Origin of the sequence: Nonomuraea basaltis (assembly GCF_005893125.1) — a bacterium.
GTDB classification, from domain to species: Bacteria; Actinomycetota; Actinomycetes; order Streptosporangiales; family Streptosporangiaceae; genus Nonomuraea; species Nonomuraea basaltis.
In genome coordinates this window covers 38,149-56,607 of sequence record NZ_VCJS01000074.1, presented here as the reverse complement: position 1 = coordinate 56,607, position 18,459 = coordinate 38,149, and the positions used below count along the sequence as shown (strand labels likewise).

The window sequence follows — 18,459 nt, the reverse complement described above, 5'->3', positions numbered from 1 at the left end:
CTCCCCCACCTGGCCCGGGCGCCAACACCGCCACGTCCCCGCGCGGCCCGGGCGGCGTTCCCGCCAGCGCCGCCTCCATCTCCGCGACGGTCTTGATGAGCTGGGCAAGGGCGTGCTCGCGCAGACCGGCGGCGGTGTGCCGGCTGGTGTGGCTGACCACGCTGACCGCGCAGACCGGCGTGCCCTCCCGGCCCCGTACGGGCACCGCGACAGCCACCAGCCCCGGCTCCACGAGCTGATCGTCCACGGCATAGGGCGAGGACGGATCGAACAACGCCAGCCCCGCCGCGCACCGGTCGGCAGGCAGCAGGTCACCGACCCGGAAGGCGATCGACATGGTGCGCCGCCGGGTGAACTGACCGATGAAACGGACCCCGTCCCCGTCCGGCACCGCCAGCGACACCGACTCGTCCAGCGCTTCCGCCAGCCGCTCCGCGAGAGGCGCCAGCACGTCGCGCAGGCCGCCGCAGGCGAGGTACGCCTCGCCGAGCTCCATCAGACGCGGAGCCGGCACCACGTCGCGGCCCTCGGCCCGGACGTAGCCGAGATGGGCGAACGTGGCCAGCACGCGGTCCACCGTGGACCTGGCCAGCCCGGTCGCGCGGACCAGGTCCGTCGCGCCCATGCGGCGGCGCGGCTCGCCCGCCAGCACGCGCAGCACGGCCAGGCCGCGTTCCAGGGTTCCGGCAGGTTCCATCGGCTCGTCCTTTGACAGGAGCGCTGCTCATTACAGATACTCGCTAACACGATAGTGGACAAAAGTTCACTATGCGAACACTCCGGTGAATGGAGCGTTGTGCGGAGAGACAAGGTGGTCGCGACCGCCGAGGAGGCGCTGGCCGGCGTGCGTGACGGCGCGTCGTTCGCGGTCGGCGGCTTCGGCCTGAGCGGCATTCCGAACGTCCTGATCCAGGCCCTCTACAACACCGGGGTGACCGGCATCGCCGTCGTGTCGAACAACTGCGGCGTGGACGGCGGCGGCCTCGGCGTCCTGCTGGCGGCCGGGCGCATCGCCCGCGTGACCGCCTCGTACATCGGCGACAACAAGGAGTTCGCCCGGCAGTACCTCGGCGGCGAGCTGGAGGTGGAGCTGACCCCGCAGGGCAGCCTGGCCGAGCGGCTGCGCGCGGGCGGCAGCGGCATCCCCGCCTTCTACACCCCGGCCGGGGTCGGCACACCGGTGGCCGACGGCGGCCTGCCGCTGCGCCACAACCCCGACGGCTCGATCGCGCTCGCCTCGCCGCCGAAGGAGGTGCGCGAGTTCGACGGCCGGCAGTACGTGCTGGAGTACGGCATCAGGACGGACTTCGCGCTGGTCCGGGCGGCGAAGGGCGACCGGCACGGCAACCTGGTCTTCAACAAGGCCGCCAGGAACTTCAACCCCCTGGCCGCGATGGCCGGGCGGGTCACGATCGCCGAGGTGGAGGAGCTGACCGACGAGCTGGATCCGGATGAGGTGCATCTGCCCGGCGTGTTCGTCCACCGGGTCGTGGTGCTGACCCCCGAGCAGGCGGCCGACAAGAGCATCGAGCGGCGTACGGTTTCCACGCCTTCGGCAGGAGGGACCACCCGATGAGCTGGACGCGTGACGAGATGGTGGCCCGCGCGGCGGCCGAGCTGCGCGACGGCGACTACGTCAACCTCGGCATCGGGCTGCCCACCCGCATCCCCTCCTTCCTGCCCCCCGACGTGGACGTGATCCTGCACTCCGAGAACGGCCTTCTCGGCGTCGGCCCCTACCCGGCCGAGCACGAGGTCGACCCCGACCTGATCAACGCGGGCAAGGAGACGGTGACCGTGCGGGACGGGGCGTCGTTCTTCGACTCCTCGCTGTCGTTCGGCATGATCCGCGGCGGGCACATCGACGTGGCGGTGCTGGGCGCGATGCAGGTCTCGGCCCGCGGCGACCTGGCCAACTGGATGGTTCCAGGGAAGCTGGTCAAGGGCATGGGAGGGGCGATGGACCTGATCCACGGTGCCCGCAAGGTCATCGTGATCATGGACCACACCGCCAAGGACGGCTCACCGAAGATCGTCAAGGAGTGCTCGCTGCCGCTCACCGGCAAGGCGTGCGTCCACCGGATCATCACCGGACTCGGCGTGCTCGACGTCGCCGAGGACGGGCTGCGCCTGGTGGAGACGGCGCCGGGAGTGAGCGTGGAAGAGCTGCGTGATCGTACGGAAGCCGAGGTGCTTGCATGAACACCGTGTATGTCGTGGACGCCGTCCGCACACCCTTCGGCCGGTACGGCGGGGCGCTGTCCGGCATCCGCCCCGACGACCTGGCCGCGCACGTCATCGCGGCGATCGCCGAGCGCAACGGCGTGGAGGCGCCCGACGAGGTGATCTTCGGTAACGCCAACGGCGCGGGCGAGGAGAACCGCAACGTCGCCCGTATGGCCGCGCTGCTGGCCGGCCTGCCGGTCACCACGCCGGGCGCGACCGTGAACCGGCTGTGCGGCTCCGGCATGGAGGCCGTGATCCAGGCGTACCGGATGATCGCTCTCGGCGACGCGTCCACCGTGATCGCGGGCGGCGTGGAGTCGATGACCCGCGCTCCGTGGGTGCTGCCCAAGCCGGAGCGGGCCTTCCCCGCGGGCGGGCAGGAGCTGGTCTCCACCACGCTCGGCTGGCGACTGGTCAACCCGAAGATGCCGGCCGAGCACACCGTCCCGCTCGGCGAGGGCGCGGAGCTGATCGCCGGCAAGCACCGGATCTCGCGGGAAGAGCAGGACGCGTACGCGCTGGCCAGCCACCAGAAGGCGGCCAAGGCGTCCTTCGACCGCGAGATCGTCCCGATCGGCGGCCTGACGAGGGACGAGGGCATTCGCGAGGACACCTCTCTGGAGGCACTGGCCCGCCTCAAGCCGGTCTTCCGCAAGGACGGCACGGTCACCGCGGGCAACTCCTCCCCTCTCAACGACGGCGCGGCGGCGCTGCTGCTCACCGACGAGGCCGGCCTGCGCGGCCGCGAGCCCCTGGCGCGGATCACCGCCGGCGCCGCGAGCGCTCTCGAGCCCCGCTACTTCGGCCTCGGCCCCGTCGAGGCCGCGAACCGGGCCCTGGCCAAGGCGGGCAGGACGTTCGGCGACCTGGCGACCGCCGAGCTGAACGAGGCCTTCGCCGCCCAGGTCCTCGGCTGCCTGGCCGAACTGCCCGATCTCGACCCCGCCCTCGTCAACCCGAACGGCGGGGCGATCGCCCTCGGCCACCCCCTCGGCGCCTCCGGCGCCCGCGTCACCGGCACCGTGGCGCACCGCCTGGCGGCGGCCGGCTCCGGCACCGGCCTGGCTTGTCTCTGCATCGGCGTCGGCCAGGGCTTGGCCGTCGTCCTCGAAAGGTAGGCGCAATGACCCCACCCCTCACCCAAGCCGACATCGACGGCGAGATCGCCGAGCTGCACAAGGTCCACGACGGCGAGGAGGCGAACCAGCCCCTGCGCGACTTCGCCCCCTACCGCAGCAGCCTGCTGCGCCACCCGAAGCAGCCGCTGGTCGCGCTGGAGGACCCGGAGGCGGCCGAGCTGTCCGGCCCGGTCTTCGGCGTCACCGACGTCACCGCGCTGGACGCGGACCTGACCAGGCAGCACCTGGGCGAGCCCCTGGGCGAGCGGATCACCGTGCAGGGGCGGGTGCTCGACCGCACCGGGCGGCCGGTACGCGGCCAGCTCGTGGAGATCTGGCAGGCCAACGCCTCCGGCCGCTACCTGCACCAGCGCGACGACCATCCCGCGCCGCTCGACCCCAACTTCTCCGGCGTGGGCCGCTGCCTGACCGACGACGAGGGCCGCTACTCGTTCACCACGATCAAGCCCGGCGCCTACCCGTGGCGCAACCACGTCAACGCGTGGCGGCCGGCGCACATCCACTTCTCGGTGTTCGGCGTGGCCTTCACGCAGCGGCTGATCACCCAGATGTACTTCCCGAACGATCCGCTGTTCCGGTACGACCCGGTGCTGCAGTCGGTGACGGACGAGCGGGCCAGGCAGCGGCTGGTGGCCGCGTACGACCACGACCTGTCCCAGCCCGAGTGGTCCCTGGGCTACCGGTGGGACATCGTGCTCGACGGTCCGGCCGCGACCTGGATGGAGGAAGGCCGATGAACCCGACGCCCTCGCAGACCGTGGGCCCGTTCTACGGTTACGCGCTGCCGTTCCCCGGCGGCGGCGACCTCGCCGCCGGCGGGATCACCGTCCAGGGGTACGTCTACGACGGCGCCGGGGATCCGGTGCCCGACGCGCTCCTGGAGTTCTGGCAGGCCGACCCTTCCGGCGACCTTACGGGCGCACCAGGGACGCTGCGGCGCGATCCGGTGACGGGGGCCGTCATCGGGCGGCACGGGCTGGACTTCACCGGGTTCGGCCGGGTGCCGACGGACGCCGACGGCCGGTACGCGCTGCGCACGCTCGTGCCGGGAAACGGGTACATCAGCGTCTGCGTGTTCGCCCGCGGCCTGCTCCACCACCTGTACACCCGCATCTACTTCGGCCAGGACGCCTTCCTGGACGCGCTGCCGCCGCACCGGAGGGAGACGCTGCTGGCGGTGCGGGAGGGCGAAGGCGTCTACCGGTTCGACATCCACCTGCAGGGCGAGAAGGAGACGGTCTTCCTTGATTTCGGGTGACAAACCCGGCACCAGGGGCGACGCGGCCGGGACGTGGGGTGGCGCGGGCGCGGATCTCGGGCTGCTGTCGCCCATGCGGGGCGCGGCCGTGGAGACCGGTGACGTCGCCTTTCTCCAGGCCATGCTGGACGCCGAGGTCGCGCTGACCCGCGCGCAGGCGGCGCTCGGGCTGGTGCCGAGGGAGGCGGCCGAGGCTGTGGCCGCCGCCGCGCGGGTCGAGGCGTTCGACCTGCCGGGCCTGGTCAGCCGGGCCCGCTCCGGGGGCAATCCGGTCATCCCGCTGGTGGAAGACCTCCGTAGGGCCGCGCGACCGCACGGCGCGTCCGTCCATCGGGGGGCGACCAGCCAGGACATCGTCGACACCGCGCTCATGCTGGTCGCGTACCGCACCCTGGGCCCGGTCCTGGCGGACGTCGAGCGGGTCGTCGCGGGGCTCACCCGGCTGGCCGCCGAGCACCGCGACACCCCGATGGCCGCGCGGACGCTCACCCAGCAGGCGGTGCCGACCACGTTCGGACTCAAGGCGGCGGGGTGGCGCAAGCTGGCCATCGACGCCGCCGCCCGCCTGAGCGCGGCCCGCCAGGCGCTCCCCGCCCAGCTCGGCGGCGCCGCCGGCACCCTGGCGGCCTTCCACCCCGAACCCGCGAACACGCCCGAGCACCCGAAACCCAGCGGCTCGGGCACGCCCGCAGGCGACACCCCCGGCACGCCCACGGCGGACGACCCCAGCACACTGGCGGGCGGGCAAGCCGGCGGTGACGTCGGGTTGCGGCTCGCGGCTCGGTTCGCCGTTGAGACCGGGCTGGCCGAGCCCGGGTTGCCGTGGCACGTGCTGCGCACGCCCGTCGCCGATCTGGCCGGGGCGCTGGCGTTCACGGCCGGGGCGCTGGGCAAGCTGGCGGCCGACGTGCTCGTGCTGTCGCGTACCGAGATCGGCGAGGTGTCCGAGGGCGTCGGCGGCGGCTCGTCGTCCATGCCGCACAAGCACAACCCGGTCAGATCCACGATGATCGCCGCCGCCGCCCGCCAGGTGCCCGCGCTGGCCGCGATCCTGTACGGCTCGCTCTGCGCCGAGGACGAGCGCCCCGCCGGCGCCTGGCACGCCGAATGGCAGCCGCTGCGCGAAGCGCTCCGCCTGGTGGCCGGGGCCTCCCGCGACGCCGCCGAGCTGGTCGCGGACCTGCGAGTACACCCCGAGCGCATGTGCGCCAACCTGACCGTGCCCGGATCGACGGGCTCGGCAGGCGCCCTCGTCGACCGGGCGCTGGAGGAGGAGTGACGATGTTGCAGCACCGGCTGGACGGTCCGGAGAGCGGGGAGCCGCTCGTACTCGGACCGTCGCTCGGCACCTCCCTGCGAATATGGGAACCGCAGCTGGCCGCGCTCGCCCGGACCTTCCGGGTGCTCAGATTCGACCTGCCCGGCCACGGCGGCTCACCCGCGCCCGGCATCGCCTCCCCCGGCTCGGCGGCGTCGAACGCGCTCACCGTCGAGGACCTGGCGCGCATGGTGCTGGAGGTGGCCGACGCGCAGGGGTTCGACGGGTTCCACTACGCGGGCGTCTCCATCGGCGGCGCGATCGGCGCGACGCTGGCGGTCCGCCACCCCGGGCGGGTGCGGTCGCTCGCGATGATCTGCTCCTCGGCCAGGTTCGGCGAGCCGCAGGCGTGGCGGGACCGGGCGCGGCTCGTCCGGGACAAGGGCACCCTCCCGCTGCTGGAGGCCACGGCCGAGCGCTGGTTCGCCGGCCCCGTCCAGCAGGCGCTGCTGGACGACCTGGCCGCCGCCGACCCCGAGGGGTACGCCGCCTGCTGCGACGCGCTGTCGGCCTATGACGTACGCGACTCGCTGGCCGCCATCAAGGCCCCCACCCTGATCGTGGCCGGGCGGAACGACCCGGCGACGCCGCCCGCCCACGCCCGGCTGCTGGCCGACGGCATCGCCGGCGCCACGCTGGTGGAGCTCGCCGGCGCCGCCCACCTGGCCAACGTCGACCAGCCCGAGCGGGTCACGGCCGCGCTCCTGGCCCACCTGCCCGTGGTGCCGGGCATGCGGGTACGGCGGGAGGTGCTCGGCGACGCGCACGTGGACCGGGCGATCGCCCGCACGACCCCGTTCACCAGGGATTTCCAGGACTTCATCACCCGCTACGCCTGGGGCGAGATCTGGACCCGCCCGGGCCTGGACCGCCGTACCCGAAGCTGCGTCACGCTCACCGCGCTCGTCGCCCACGGCCATCTGGACGAGCTGGCCATGCACGTACGCGCCGCGCTCCGCAACGGCCTGACCCCCGACGAGATCGGCGAGGTGCTCCTCCAGACCGCCGTGTACTGCGGCGTCCCGGCGGCCAACTCCGCCTTCGCCGTCGCCCAGCGGGTCCTGAACGAGGAGTGACCCGGCGTCGTCAGGGGCGGGTGGCAGTGACAGCCCGTACCCTGGCGCCCGCAGCCGGCTCCCGCTGGCGTCACGACCCGGTGTCGAGGTCAGCCGGTGCGACGGCGGGCCCGCCGCAGTGTGAGCGCGCCCCCGGCCACAAGGAGGGCGAGCGCGACGGCGATCCAGCCCGGGCCGAGGGCCGAGAGTCGCTCGCTGAGCCAGCCCTGCACGGCCGTCGCGGCGCCCACGATCGAGTCGTCGGCCGACGACCCTGAGAAGACACGCAACTCGTACCAGCCGTAGTAGGTGACGTACAGGCCGGCCAGGATGAGCAGCGCCCCGCCGGTCCTGGACACGTACGGCAGCACGCGGCGCAGCCTGGTCACCGCGGTCGCGCGGGCGAGCGCCACGGCCAGCGACAGCACGGCGACGACCAGGCCCATGCCGAGGGCGTACGCCACGAAGGCCGCCAGGCCGCCGAACAGGCCGCCTCCCGACAGCGAGGCCGAGGTGACCGCCAGGAACGGCCCGACGGTGCAGGACAGGGAGGCCACCGCGTACGACAGGCCGTAGGCGTACAGGGACAGCGGCGAGGTGGTGGGGCGGCCGGTCGGCAGCCCGGGCAGGCGCAGGAGCAGCTCGCGGCCGGACAGCAGCCGGCCGCCGAGCCCGATCAGCGCCAGCCCGATGACGATGGTCACCCAGGGCAGGTAGCGGCCCACCGACACCGCCAGCGCGGTGACGGCGAGCCCGAACAGGCCGAAGACGGTGACGAACCCGGCCGTCATCGCGGCGGACAACACCAGCGCCCGCACGACGGGCCCGCGCCGGGACGGCCCGTCGTCGGTGATCAGCAGGGTGAGGTAGGCGGGGAGCATGGCGAAGCCGCACGGGTTGAACGCGGCCACGGTGCCGGCGGTGAGCGCCAGGGCGAGCGGCAGGTCAGCGGGGTTCACCCGGGAACCCCGCCCTTCAGCGCGGGCGCTCCCCTCTTCGGTACGGGCACCGCCGCGCTACCCGTCCATCAGCGTGCGCACGAGGTCGTCCAGTTGCTCCTTGCCGAGTGGTCCCGACGCCTTCGCGGTGGTGCCGTCCGGCTTCATGAACACGAACGTGGACTGCGCGCTGACGCCCAGCTTGGTCCACACCGCGCCCTTCTCGTCCGACAGCTGGGTGAAGCCGCTGGTGCCGGTGCGCTGGACGAACTCCTTCATCGCCGCCTCGGTGTCCAGCCCGGCCACGCCGACGAAGGCGACGTCGCCGTACTCGGCGGCCGCGGCCTTGACGTGGGGCGCCTCGGACAGGCACTTGGGGCACCACGGCGCCCAGAACCAGAAGACCACGGGCTTGCCGGCCAGCGTCTCCCCCTTGAACTCCTTGCCGTCAAGGGTCTTGGCGGAGAACTTCAGCGCCTCGGGAGCCGCCGCCTTCTCGGGGGCGGAGGTATCCGAGGCCGCCGGGGCCTCTGTCGCCGCATCGGACGAAGGGGCCGCCGAGGTCGCGGAGGGGTCGATCCGCGCGCTGTCCGCCGGGGCGGTCCCCTCCCCCGGCCCGGCACAAGCGGTAGCCAGCAGGGCGGCCGACACCAGCACGGCCACTGCTCTCACTTTCAGCATGCGCCCCAGTGTAGGAGCCGCCGCCCGCGCCAATCCTTACGAGCCGATGACAACGGCGATCACCCCGATACGCACTCTTACCTGGCCCGGCACGCGTCGCCGGTGATTGCAGTCGAGCTGGTGAGCCGGCCCGCGTACGCGGGGCCAGCGGGCCGGGCAAGGCTACCGCGGCCTCGCCACCGCCGGCGGCGCGCTGGCGAGCGGCGTCGCCATCGAGACCCTGGCCGCGCACGCTTCCTGGGCGAGCGCGGGCCGCCCCGGCTCCCATTCGCACGAGGTGGGGTACGGGCCGTTGCGCCGCACCCCCGCCACGAACACCGGCGAGGAGCTGCTCGCCCTCCCCGCCGGCTTCTCGTACGTGGTGCTGGGCAGGACCGGCACCCCCATGAGCGACGGCGTCGCGACCCCGATCGCCCACGACGGCATGGCCGCCTTCCCCGGCACCCGCCGCCACACCGCCCGCCTCATCCGCAACCACGAAGTGCGCACCACCCCCGGCTCGCCGGGCGGGCGGGTCCACGTCGAGGGCTCGGAGCGCTACGACGAGCTGGGCGTCGCCGGCACCACGACGCTCGAGGTGGACCTGCGCGACGGCACGGTGCTGCGGCACTTCGTCAGCCTCAACGGCACGATCGTCAACTGCGCGGGCGGCATGATGCTGCACCGGCGCGGCTGGCTGACCTGCGAGGAGACCACGGCAGGCCCGAACCAGGGGTGGACGCGCAAGCACGGCTACATCTTCGAGGTGCCGCTTGCCGGCCCCGAGCCGGGCCGGCCCGCGCCCTCGCGGCCCCTGACGGCGATGGGCCGCTTCTCCCACGAGGCGGTGGCCGTCGATCCGCGCACCGGATACGTCTACGAGACCGAGGACGACTCCGGCCGGCCCAACGGCTTCTACCGCTTCCGCCCCGCCGACCCGGGCAACCTGGCCGCCGGCGGCGTGCTGGAGATGCTCAAGGTCAAGGGCGCCGGGAACTACGACTGCCGCGAGGGCCAGACGATGGGCGCCCGGCTGCCGGTCGAGTGGGTCACCATCGACGACCCCGATCCCGACCTGGAGGGCGGCGCTCCGACCTGCACCCGGCAGGGCCTGGCCAAGGGCGGCGCCACGTTCAACCGGCTGGAGGGCTGCTGGTACGGCGACGGCAGCGTCTTCTTCAACTCCACCAGCGGCGGCGACGCCAAGAACGGCGACCCGGCGAACGCCGACGGCTACCTGGAGGGCTACGGCCAGGTCTGGCAGTACGTCCCCGGCCGTCGCGACGGGGGCACGCTGGTGCTGGTGTACGAGTCGCCGGGCCGCAGGGAGCTCGACTCGCCGGACAACCTGACGTTCACGCCGCGCGGCGGCATCGTGCTGTGTGAGGACGACGCGGGCTCCGCCGACGCCGACCCGCATCCGCTGGCTCCCGGGCTGATCAACGTGAACCGGCTGATCGGGCTGGACCGGCGGCGCGGGCAGCCGTTCGAGTTCGCGGTCAACGTCGCCGACGACAGCGAGTTCGCCGGGGCCTGCTTCAGCCCCGACGGCTCGGTGTTGTTCGTCAACCAGCTCGGCGACACGGTCTCGCCGGACCCGCCCGGCCGCACGTACGCCATCCGCGGCCCCTGGCAGCGCGGCCCTCTATAGAGCGGCCACGGGCCGAGTGCCTTCCCCTCGCCGCTGACGCGCACCCGCCGGACATCCAGACCGGAGCACTAGCGCAAGGTAAGCAATATGCGAGATATGTGCGTGTATCCTGCCCATATGGGGGGTTTGGAGCTACTTTCATGCTCACAGACCGTGAGCGAAGAGGGCTGAGGCGGTGGAGAAGACCGCCTCGGATACCGGCGCGGCGACCGGCTCGTCCCGCCTGGACGAGCTGCTGCTCGAAGCCATCGTCAGCACGGGAGCGCACATCGGCGCCGTCTACCTCCTGGCCGAGGACGGCCAGGTGCTGCGGATGGACGCGCAGCTGGGACTGCCCGCCCCGATCGCCAAGGCATGGTCCCGGATCAGGCGGAACGACCCCATCCCGGCCGCCGCGGCGGTGCGCGAAGGGCGGACGGTCTGGCTGTCCGGCCGGGAGGACCTGGCCCGCATGTTCCCTACGGCGGCGCTCGCGCTGCCGTACCACTTCGCGGCGGCCATCTCCCCCATCCGCACCGGCGAGACCATCCGGGGCGCGTTGCTGCTGCTGTGGCCGTCCGGCCGCACCGCCTCGCTCACCGAGCGCCAGCGCGACGTCATCGACGCCACCTGCGCCGAGCTGGGCGGAGTGCTCCAGCGGGCGGCCGACCGCGGCCGCCCGATCGTTCCCGGGCCTCAGCCACGCATCCTGGCCCCGCGGCCCGCGCGCAGGACGGACCCGAGTGCGCAGCTGATCGCGCTGGAGTCCCTCAACCGGCTGCCGGAGGGGTACTGCTCGCTGGACGTGGAGGGCCGCGTCACCCTCCTCACCGCGCCGGCCGCCAAGCTGCTCGGCAGCTGCTCCTCCGAGCTGCTGGGCGAGCGCCCGTGGGAGGCGCTGCCGTGGCTGGACGACCCGGCCTACGAGGACCGCTACCGGGACGCGGCGGTCAGCCGGCAGGTCACCTCGTTCACCGCCCGCAACCCGGCCGGGCGGACACTGACCTTCCGGCTCTATCCCGGCCTGACCGGCATCACCGTACGCATCACGCCCGACCGCGACTCCGCCGGCCCGGCCCCGGACACCGGCGGCGACCGGCACGTACGGGTGATCGCGCTGCACGAGATGCTGCACCTGGCGACCACCCTCGCCCGGGCGGTGACCGCGCAGGAGGTGATCGACCTCGTCGCCGACCATGTCATGCCCGTCTATGACGTCCAGGCCCTGGCCATCCTCACGTCGAACGGCGGCAGGATGCGGGTGGCCGCCTCACGCGGCTACAGCCGGCAGGCCATCGACGAGTTCGACGGCCGTCCCGTGATCCCGCCGGCCCGCGAGCGGCGCCCCCTCGAGGCCGGCAAGCCGGCCTTCTTCTCCACCTGGGACGAGCTCCGCCAGGCCTACCCGGACGCCATCCGGTCCGACAACATGTCCGCCTGGGCGTTCCTGCCCCTGGTCACCTCCGGCCGGCCCATCGGCCTCTGCATCCTGGCCTACGACCGCCCGCACCGCTTCAACACCGACGAGCGCGCCACGCTCACCGCGCTCGCCGGGCTGATCGCGCAGGCGTTCGAGCGCGCCCGCCTCTACGACGTCAAGCACCAGCTCGCCCAGTGCCTGCAGTCGAGCCTGCTGCCGCGCACGCTGCCCGAGATCCCCGGCCTGGACGTGGCCGCCCGGTACGTGCCCGCCACCCCCGGAATGGACATCGGCGGCGACTTCTACGACCTGATCCGCCTGAGCGACACGGTGGCCGCCGCGGTCATCGGCGACGTGCAGGGCCACGACGTCACCGCGGCCGCCCTCATGGGGCAGGTGCGCACCGCCATCCACGCCCACGCCGCCTCGGGCGCCAACCCCGGCGAGGTGCTCGCGCGCACCAACCGGCTGCTCATGGAGCTGGCCCCCGACCGGTTCACCAGCTGCCTGTACGTCAGCCTCGACCTGGAGCGGCACACCGCCTGCCTGGCCAGCGCCGGTCACCTGCCGCCGCTCCTGGGCCGGCCCGGCGCGCCCGCCAAGGTCCTCAGCACGTCCCCGGGCCTGCTGCTCGGGATCGACCCGGAGGCGGAGTACCCCACCACGGACCTGGACCTGCCGCCGGGCTCCGTGCTGACCCTCTACACCGACGGCCTCATCGAGCTGCCCGGCCTCGACCTGGACGACGCCATCAGGGACCTGGCCGACCGCTTCACCCCGTGCCCCGGCCGGTCCCTGCACGACCTGGCGGAGTTCCTCATCGAGCCGGTCGCCCTCGACCAGCGCACGGACGACATCGCCGTGCTGCTCCTGCGCGACGCGAGCCGTCCGTGACCGACGGCCCTCAGCGTTGGGGGACCAGGCGGATCACCGCCTTCTTCGACGAGAGCGACACGATGCGGATGCCGATGTCGTTGACCGATCCCGACGAGCCCTTCCCGAGGAACGCCTCCGACATCACGCCCGGCCCCGTGCCCTTCACGTGCAGGGTCCGCCCGGTGAAGGAGATGGCCAGCCTGGTGATGCCGAAGCGGGAGCTGACCCGGAACGACACGCGCTTGGTGAGGGTGAGCTTGCACCTGCCGTCGTAGCAGGCACGCAGGTTCGGCTTCGCCGCGGCCGACGCGTCGGTGGCGGCGGCCGCGGACGCGTATCCGGCCGGTGCAAGGGTGCCGGCGACGACGGACGCGGCGACGGCCAGGGCCGTGGTGATCCTGGGGGGCATGATCCTCCTCATGCGGTGCTGTGACGGTACGCGGACCCGCCCGAGACCGGTCCCGGACCGTCCGCGCCCATGATCCTGCCCACCCAGATGATCAGACGAAACGCTACGCAATTGTCCATTGTGTTCGGACCCATCCGAACAATCCGATAGCATCGGATTTGTGAGCATTGACTACTTCGTCGAGGACGCCGGGCTCTTCTACGAGCGACTCGGCCTGAGCCGCACGTCCGGGCGGGTCATGGGCTGGCTGCTGACCGCCGAGGCCGACAGTGCGGACGCGCCCGAGCTGGCCGAGGCGCTGGCGGTGGCCAAGAGCAGCATGAGCGTCGCGCTGCGGCAGCTGGAGCAGGCGGGCCTGGTCGAGCGCTTCCGGGTGCGCGGCGAGCGACGCGACCGCTACCGCCTGGCCGAGGACGTCTTCGCCCGCGCCTTCCGCGCCAAGCTGGCCGAGTTCGAGAGCTTCCGCGCACTGGCCGAGCAGGGCCTGCGGGCGGTCGGCGAGGATCCGGTGCGCCGGCGGCGGCTGGAGCTGATGCGCGACATGTACGCGTTCATGATGGAACGATTCCCGAGCCTGCTGGACGAGTGGGACCAACTGAAGGACGAACGATGAGACCGTTACTGATCACCGTGGGCAGCCGCGGGGACGTCCAGCCGTACATCGCCCTGGCCCGTGGCCTGGTGGCCGCCGGGCACCGGCCGGTCGTGGCCGCGCCACGACGGTTGGAGCCGCTCGCCGCGGAGCACGGGATCGACTTCGTCCCGCTCAACGATGAGATGTTCGACCTGCAGGACTCGGTCAAGGGACAGGGCGTGCGCGCGGCCATCACCGCCGCCCGGTCCGTCAAGCCGATGCTCCGCCGCCTCCTCGACGACCAGGCGGCGCTGGCCGATCGGCCGGCCGACGTCGTCGTCTACCACCCCAAGTCCCTCGGCGCCCCGTACGTCGCCGAGAAGCTCGGCGTCCCGGCCATCGCCGGCCTGCTGCTGCCGCTCTACCTGCCGACCGCCGAGTTCCCCTCCCCCATCCTGCCCGTACGGCTGCCGCGGGCGTTCAACCGGGCGAGCTGGCGGATCACGTCGGCGGTCGAGGCGCCCTACCGGGGCACGGTGCGCGCATGGCGGGCGGAGGCACTCGGCCTGGAGGGCGGCTTCCGCACGAGCGCCGACCTGATCAAGGAAGGCGGCGTCCTGCACGCGTGGAGCCCGCATCTGCTGCCGGCGCCCGCCGACTGGCCCGCGTCCGCCCACCCCACGGGGTTCTGGACGATGCCCGCGGGCGACGGCTGGACGCCGCCCGAGCGGCTGGCCCGGTTCCTGGACGCGGGCGATCCACCGGTGTACGTCGGCTTCGGCAGCTCGGTCAGCGGCGATCCCGAGGCCCTGACCGCGACGGTGCTGGAGGCCGTCCGGCTGGCGGGGCGGCGGGCGGTGCTGGCCACGGGCTGGGGCGCCTTGCGGCCGGAGGCGAGCACGGATGACGTCCTGGTGATCGAGGAGGCCCCGCACGACTGGCTGCTGCCCCGCGTGTCGGCGGCCGTCCACCACGGCGGCATCGGCACGGTCGCGGCGGTCCTGCGCGCGGGCATCCCGCAGGTCGTCCGCCCGTTCATCGGAGACCAGCCGTTCTGGGCCGACCGCCTGCACCGCCTCGGGGTCGCGCCACCCCCCGTCACCGGCCGCCTCACCGCTGAACGGCTGGCCGCCGCCATCACCGCCGCGGCCGACTCGGCCCCGGCGGCCCGCGCCCTCGCCGACCAGATCGCCGCTGAGAACGGCATCGCCACCGCCGTGGCCCGCATCCAGGCCCGCGTGGGCACCCGCACCTGACACGCCGGCCTGCCGCTCGTCCGGCGATGGCCTCTAGACCCTCATCGGCGGCTGCGGAGGCGGGCGACGAGCAGGGCGGCCGGGGCGATGGCCAGGAGCAGGGCGAGGGCGGCGTAGCCATGAGCGAGGGTGGCGACGGTGGCGACGCCGGCGACCAGGAGCGGGCCGCCCGCGTCCCCCAGCTCCCGGCCGAGTTCGGCCGTGCCCATGGTCTGCCCGAGCCGCTCCGGAGAAGTCGAGGCGGCCAGCGCGGCGAAGCCGAGCGGGGTGATCAGGCCCGTGCCCGCACCGATCAGCACGGCCGACGCCAGCACCCCCGCCGGCCCCGGCACCGTGGCGAAGGCGAGCCCGGCGGCGGCGATGGCGAGCCCGGCGGCGAGTCCGGCGCGGGTGGTGATCCGCCCCGCGTCCAGGGCGCGGCCGGCGGCCGGTTGGACGGCGGCGGCGCAGGCGGCCAGGACGGACACCGCGGCGCCGGTGGCGACCGGGCCCAGGCCGGCGACCGCGCCGGAGACCGGCAGGAAGCCGACGCCGACCGACAGCGCGGCGGTGGCGGCGGCCAGGGCGGCGGTCGGCTGCCAGAACGCCCGGTCGGCCAGCCGCCGCCCCAGGTCCAGCACGGTCTGCCGGACCCTCGGCAGCGGCCGCACGTGCGGCACCGCCACCGCCGCCCACACCGCGACGGCCGCCGCCAGCACCGCCATCACCCCGAACAGCAGCCGCAGCCCGCCGGCCCACACCAGGACGCCGCCGAGCAGCGGCCCCAGCGTGTAGCCGATGCTCTTGTAGAAGCCGTAGCCGCCGAACGCGCGGCCGTGCGTGGCGGCCGGGTTGAGCCTGGCGACCAGGGCGGAGGCCGACGGCGAGAACGCGGAGGCGGCGGCTCCCTGGCCGAGGCGGGCGGCCCACAAGGAGCCCGGGCTGTCGGCGAGCGCGTACACGGCCGACGCGCAGGCGAAGGCGACCAGCCCGCCGAGCAGCACCGGCCGGGCGCCGATCCGGTCGGCGAGGGTGCCGAAGACCGGCTTGAGCACCACCTCGGCGCCGTCGTACAGCGCCAGCAGCCCGCCCAGGACCAGCAGCGACGTCACCGCGTCCGGGGAGGAGCCGCCGAGGCTGGCCGCGACGCCGTGCGCGCCGAAGGCGGTGGTGAACCCGGCCGCGTACAGCGGCCACATCCGCCTCCGGGGCGGCGCCTGCGCCGGCGACGCGGTCATCGCCGTCCGTCCGGTGCCCATGCCGATGACGCGGTCATCGGGGCTCCCCCGGGGCCTGATGGAGCGCGGCGAAGACGCGTTCGGCGTAGTCCTCGCAGGCCGCCACGCACTCCGTCAGCCGCTGGGCGGCCTGCCCGGCCTCCGGCGTGCCGAACACGTCGCGCGCCGTCAGGGCGCGGTGCCAGCGCCGCAGCCGCTCCAGGGACTGCTCCTCCTCCTCCAGTTCCGCGAGCGTGAACTTGGCCTGGCGGATCTCCTTGGCCAGCTCCTCCTCGAACTTGCCGCAGTCGGCGAGGAACTCGGCCCAGTCCTCCCGGCGGGCGGCCGTGAACATGGCCTGCAGGCGCTCGGAGTCGGCGGGCGTGCGCCCGGCCGCGTCCAGCACCACCACCTCGCCCCCGGCCGTGCCGGCGAGCTCCGCGGCACGGGTCAGGCCGTCGGCGAAGACGGGCACGTCGGGAACCATCCAGGTGCCCTGCCCGAGGGACACCGCCCCGAGCCGGCGCAGTTCCCGCCACACCGCGACCCGGTGCCGGGAGGGACCGGCGGGCAGCCGCACGAGCAGCACCACCCACCGCACAGGAGATTCGGTCGTCACACTGGCAAATGTAGCAAGTGTTACACCGACCGCGCGAGGGCGACGGCGTCGTCCCCGGCCGGAGTGTTACGTGCCGGCGATGTCGTTGGCGGCCACGTATCCGAAGGTCATGGCGGGGCCGAGGGTGGAGCCGGCGCCGGCGTAGCTGTGGCCCATGACGGCGCCGCTGGCGTTGCCGGCGGCGTAGAGGCCGGGGATGACCGAGCCGTCCGCGCGCAGCACGCGCGCCCGCGCGTCCGTGCGCATGCCGCCCTTGGTCCCGAGATCCCCTGGAACGATCTTGAACGCGTAGAACGGCGGCAGCCACAGGGGCGCCAGGCACGGGTTCGGCTTGACGTACGGGTCGGCGTAGTAACGGTCGTACACGCTGTCGCCGCGGTGGAAGTCGAGGTCCTTGCCGGCCACCGCGAACTGGTTGAACCGCGTGACCGTGCCGCGCAACGCCGCCTGCGGCACGCCGATCCGCTGCGCCAGCTGCTCGATCGTCCACGCCTTGTGCACGGCGCCGCTGTCGTACCAGGAGGCGGGCAGCGGCAGCAGCGGGGCGACGTCCTTGAACAGGTAGCGGTTGCGGTACTGCTGGTCGACGATCAGCCAGGCCGGGATGTGCCGCGCGGCGGGGGTGTCGCGGTCGTACATGACGTGCACCACGTCGCTGTAGGGCGCACCCTCGTTGACGAAGCGCACGCCGTTGCCGTTGACCAGGATGCAGCCGGGCAGGGTGCGCTCGGCCAGGCAGAAGTACGGCTCGCCGGGCAGCGGGATCGCGGGCCCCCACCAGGCGTCGTCCATCAGCTCCAGCGCCGCCCCGGCGCGCTCGCCGGCCTCGATGCCGTCGCCGGTGTTCTCCTTGGCGCCGACGGTCCAGCTCGTCCCGATGGGCTGGCGCTGGAACTCGGCCCGCATGGCCGCACTGTGCTCGAACCCGCCCGAGCCCACGATGACGCCGCGGGTCGCCTTGATCAGCGTCTGCGTGCCGTTCTTCGACACCACCACTCCGGTCGCGCGGCCGCCTTCGAGGTGCAGGTCGACGAGCGGAGTGTTCAGCCACACCGGCACGCCGGCCGCGAGCAGACCGGCCCTCAGGCCGCCGGCCAGTGCCTGGCCCATGGTCAGCGGCTTCTCGCCGCGCAGCGCGGCCTCCGTGCCCCGCAGCAGGCAGAGGGCGGCCACCTCCGTTCCCTTCGGGTTGACCGCGCTGAGCGTCAGCCACTTGTAGTCGGCGCTGAAGATGACCATGCCAGCCGGGGTGGGGATGTACGAGGGGTTCAGCCGGGCCAGCTCCGCGCCGAGGACGCGGCCGTCGAGCTGGTCCGGCTCGACGGAGCGCCCGTTCGGCATCCCGCCGGGGAACTCCGGATAGTAGTCGGAGTAGCCCTCCATGAACCGGAACCGCAGCGGGCTGTTGCGCATCACGAACGAGAGCATGGCCGGGCCGGCGGCGAGGAACGCCTGCTGCCGCTCGACGGGCACCGTGCCGCCGACGACGCGGGCGAGGTAGGCGGCGGCCTTGGCGGGGGTGTCGGGCACTCCGGCGGCGAGGATGACCTCGTTGTTCGGGATCCAGATCCCGGCGCCGGACCGGGCGGCCGACCCGCCGAACGTCGGCGCCTTCTCCACCACGACGGCACGCAGCCCCCGCTTGGCCGCCGTCAGCGCCGCGGTCATCCCGGCGGCGCCGGCGCCGACCACGACGACGTCGTACTCGACCTCGGCACGGGCGGGGCCGCCGCCCAGCGCCGCGCCCGTCACGAGCGCGCCGCCGGCGACGGCGGCCCCGCGCAGGAGCGTGCGCCGGCTGGGGCCCGCAGGGGTGGAGTTCGCACGGTGGTTCTGCGTCGCATCGGCCATGGCGAGGGGATCCCTTCGGTCGTGGGGCGTTCAC

18 protein-coding genes are annotated in these 18,459 nt (G+C 73.7%); 11 read left to right on the top strand and 7 right to left on the bottom strand.

The features are described 5' to 3' along the window. Positions 1–697: IclR family transcriptional regulator (locus EJK15_RS31185; protein ID WP_171074632.1), on the bottom strand; the 697-nt coding region annotated here is incomplete at its 3' end. 99 nt (positions 698–796) lie between these two features. Between EJK15_RS31185 and EJK15_RS31180 the strand changes: the two genes are divergently transcribed. From EJK15_RS31180 to pcaDC, 7 genes are all read left to right on the top strand, one after another. Continuing rightward, on the top strand, positions 797–1,576 hold the full coding sequence (locus tag EJK15_RS31180; RefSeq protein ID WP_138714056.1) for a CoA transferase subunit A: 780 nt from the start codon (positions 797–799) through the stop codon (positions 1,574–1,576). Beyond that, complete coding sequence (locus EJK15_RS31175; protein ID WP_138714055.1) at positions 1,573–2,202, top strand: CoA transferase subunit B; 630 nt, start codon at positions 1,573–1,575, stop codon at positions 2,200–2,202. The genes EJK15_RS31180 and EJK15_RS31175 overlap by 4 nt, the downstream gene beginning before the upstream one ends. Further along, entirely contained in the window at positions 2,199–3,344 is a 1,146-nt protein-coding gene (locus EJK15_RS31170) for a thiolase family protein (RefSeq protein WP_138714054.1), read from the top strand. Before EJK15_RS31175 ends, EJK15_RS31170 begins: the two co-directional genes overlap by 4 nt. Before the next feature lie 5 nt (positions 3,345–3,349). Continuing rightward, entirely contained in the window at positions 3,350–4,102 is a 753-nt protein-coding gene (gene pcaH / locus EJK15_RS31165; RefSeq protein WP_138714053.1) for a protocatechuate 3,4-dioxygenase subunit beta, read from the top strand. Beyond that, entirely contained in the window at positions 4,099–4,623 is a 525-nt protein-coding gene (pcaG, locus tag EJK15_RS31160) for a protocatechuate 3,4-dioxygenase subunit alpha (protein WP_138714052.1), read from the top strand. The genes pcaH and pcaG overlap by 4 nt, the downstream gene beginning before the upstream one ends. Before the next feature lie 73 nt (positions 4,624–4,696). Beyond that, a complete protein-coding gene (locus EJK15_RS31155; protein ID WP_138714066.1) occupies positions 4,697–5,902 on the top strand; it encodes a lyase family protein in 1,206 nt (401 codons plus the stop codon). Between the two features lie 2 nt (positions 5,903–5,904). Continuing rightward, positions 5,905–7,017, top strand: coding sequence for a bifunctional 3-oxoadipate enol-lactonase/4-carboxymuconolactone decarboxylase PcaDC (gene pcaDC / locus EJK15_RS31150; protein ID WP_138714051.1), 1,113 nt, complete (start codon positions 5,905–5,907; stop codon positions 7,015–7,017). An 89-nt stretch (positions 7,018–7,106) separates the two neighbouring features. On the opposite strand, the gene EJK15_RS31145 is transcribed toward pcaDC, so the two are convergent. Both EJK15_RS31145 and EJK15_RS31140 read right to left on the bottom strand, forming a co-directional pair. Next, positions 7,107–7,955 carry a cytochrome c biogenesis CcdA family protein gene (locus tag EJK15_RS31145; protein WP_240777330.1) on the bottom strand — a complete coding sequence of 283 codons (849 nt, stop codon included), beginning with the start codon at positions 7,953–7,955 and terminating at the stop codon, positions 7,107–7,109. A 57-nt stretch (positions 7,956–8,012) separates the two neighbouring features. Further along, entirely contained in the window at positions 8,013–8,615 is a 603-nt protein-coding gene (locus EJK15_RS31140) for a TlpA family protein disulfide reductase (RefSeq protein ID WP_138714050.1), read from the bottom strand. 292 nt (positions 8,616–8,907) lie between these two features. Between EJK15_RS31140 and EJK15_RS31135 the strand changes: the two genes are divergently transcribed. Further along, positions 8,908–10,245 carry an alkaline phosphatase PhoX gene (locus EJK15_RS31135; RefSeq protein WP_206061191.1) on the top strand — a complete coding sequence of 446 codons (1,338 nt, stop codon included), beginning with the start codon at positions 8,908–8,910 and terminating at the stop codon, positions 10,243–10,245. 175 nt (positions 10,246–10,420) lie between these two features. After that, on the top strand, positions 10,421–12,538 hold the full coding sequence (locus tag EJK15_RS31130; RefSeq protein ID WP_138714048.1) for a SpoIIE family protein phosphatase: 2,118 nt from the start codon (positions 10,421–10,423) through the stop codon (positions 12,536–12,538). Positions 12,539–12,548: 10 nt separating this feature from the next. Here EJK15_RS31130 and EJK15_RS31125 read toward each other — a convergent pair whose 3' ends face one another. Continuing rightward, on the bottom strand, positions 12,549–12,929 hold the full coding sequence (locus EJK15_RS31125; protein WP_138714047.1) for a hypothetical protein: 381 nt from the start codon (positions 12,927–12,929) through the stop codon (positions 12,549–12,551). 160 nt (positions 12,930–13,089) lie between these two features. On the opposite strand from EJK15_RS31125, the gene EJK15_RS31120 reads away from it, so the two are divergent. Then, the gene (locus tag EJK15_RS31120) at positions 13,090–13,542 is read left to right on the top strand and encodes a GbsR/MarR family transcriptional regulator (protein ID WP_138714046.1); all 453 of its coding nucleotides are present in this window, start codon (positions 13,090–13,092) and stop codon (positions 13,540–13,542) included. Then, complete coding sequence (locus EJK15_RS31115) at positions 13,539–14,759, top strand: glycosyltransferase (RefSeq protein WP_138714045.1); 1,221 nt, start codon at positions 13,539–13,541, stop codon at positions 14,757–14,759. Before EJK15_RS31120 ends, EJK15_RS31115 begins: the two co-directional genes overlap by 4 nt. Positions 14,760–14,800: 41 nt before the next feature. On the opposite strand, the gene EJK15_RS31110 is transcribed toward EJK15_RS31115, so the two are convergent. The 3 genes from EJK15_RS31110 to kstD form a co-directional block, all read right to left on the bottom strand. Then, complete coding sequence (locus EJK15_RS31110; protein WP_240777329.1) at positions 14,801–15,997, bottom strand: MFS transporter; 1,197 nt, start codon at positions 15,995–15,997, stop codon at positions 14,801–14,803. A gap of 13 nt (positions 15,998–16,010) precedes the next feature. Beyond that, positions 16,011–16,574 carry a Chromate resistance protein ChrB gene (locus EJK15_RS31105; protein ID WP_138714044.1) on the bottom strand — a complete coding sequence of 188 codons (564 nt, stop codon included), beginning with the start codon at positions 16,572–16,574 and terminating at the stop codon, positions 16,011–16,013. Positions 16,575–16,640: 66 nt separating this feature from the next. After that, entirely contained in the window at positions 16,641–18,425 is a 1,785-nt protein-coding gene (gene kstD / locus EJK15_RS31100) for a 3-oxosteroid 1-dehydrogenase (protein ID WP_138714043.1), read from the bottom strand. Between the last annotated feature and the right edge of the window lie 34 nt (positions 18,426–18,459).

Coding starts and splice junctions, on each gene's coding strand:
- EJK15_RS31175 (WP_138714055.1), top strand. CDS start 1,573: ATGAGCTGGACGCGTGACGAGATGGTGGCCCGCGCGGCGGCCGAGCTG.
- EJK15_RS31170 (WP_138714054.1), top strand. CDS start 2,199: ATGAACACCGTGTATGTCGTGGACGCCGTCCGCACACCCTTCGGCCGG.
- pcaH (WP_138714053.1), top strand. CDS start 3,350: ATGACCCCACCCCTCACCCAAGCCGACATCGACGGCGAGATCGCCGAG.
- pcaG (WP_138714052.1), top strand. CDS start 4,099: ATGAACCCGACGCCCTCGCAGACCGTGGGCCCGTTCTACGGTTACGCG.
- EJK15_RS31155 (WP_138714066.1), top strand. CDS start 4,697: ATGCGGGGCGCGGCCGTGGAGACCGGTGACGTCGCCTTTCTCCAGGCC.
- pcaDC (WP_138714051.1), top strand. CDS start 5,905: ATGTTGCAGCACCGGCTGGACGGTCCGGAGAGCGGGGAGCCGCTCGTA.
- EJK15_RS31140 (WP_138714050.1), bottom strand. CDS start 8,615: ATGCTGAAAGTGAGAGCAGTGGCCGTGCTGGTGTCGGCCGCCCTGCTG.
- EJK15_RS31125 (WP_138714047.1), bottom strand. CDS start 12,929: ATGCCCCCCAGGATCACCACGGCCCTGGCCGTCGCCGCGTCCGTCGTC.
- EJK15_RS31115 (WP_138714045.1), top strand. CDS start 13,539: ATGAGACCGTTACTGATCACCGTGGGCAGCCGCGGGGACGTCCAGCCG.
- EJK15_RS31110 (WP_240777329.1), bottom strand. CDS start 15,997: ATGGGCACCGGACGGACGGCGATGACCGCGTCGCCGGCGCAGGCGCCG.
- kstD (WP_138714043.1), bottom strand. CDS start 18,425: ATGGCCGATGCGACGCAGAACCACCGTGCGAACTCCACCCCTGCGGGC.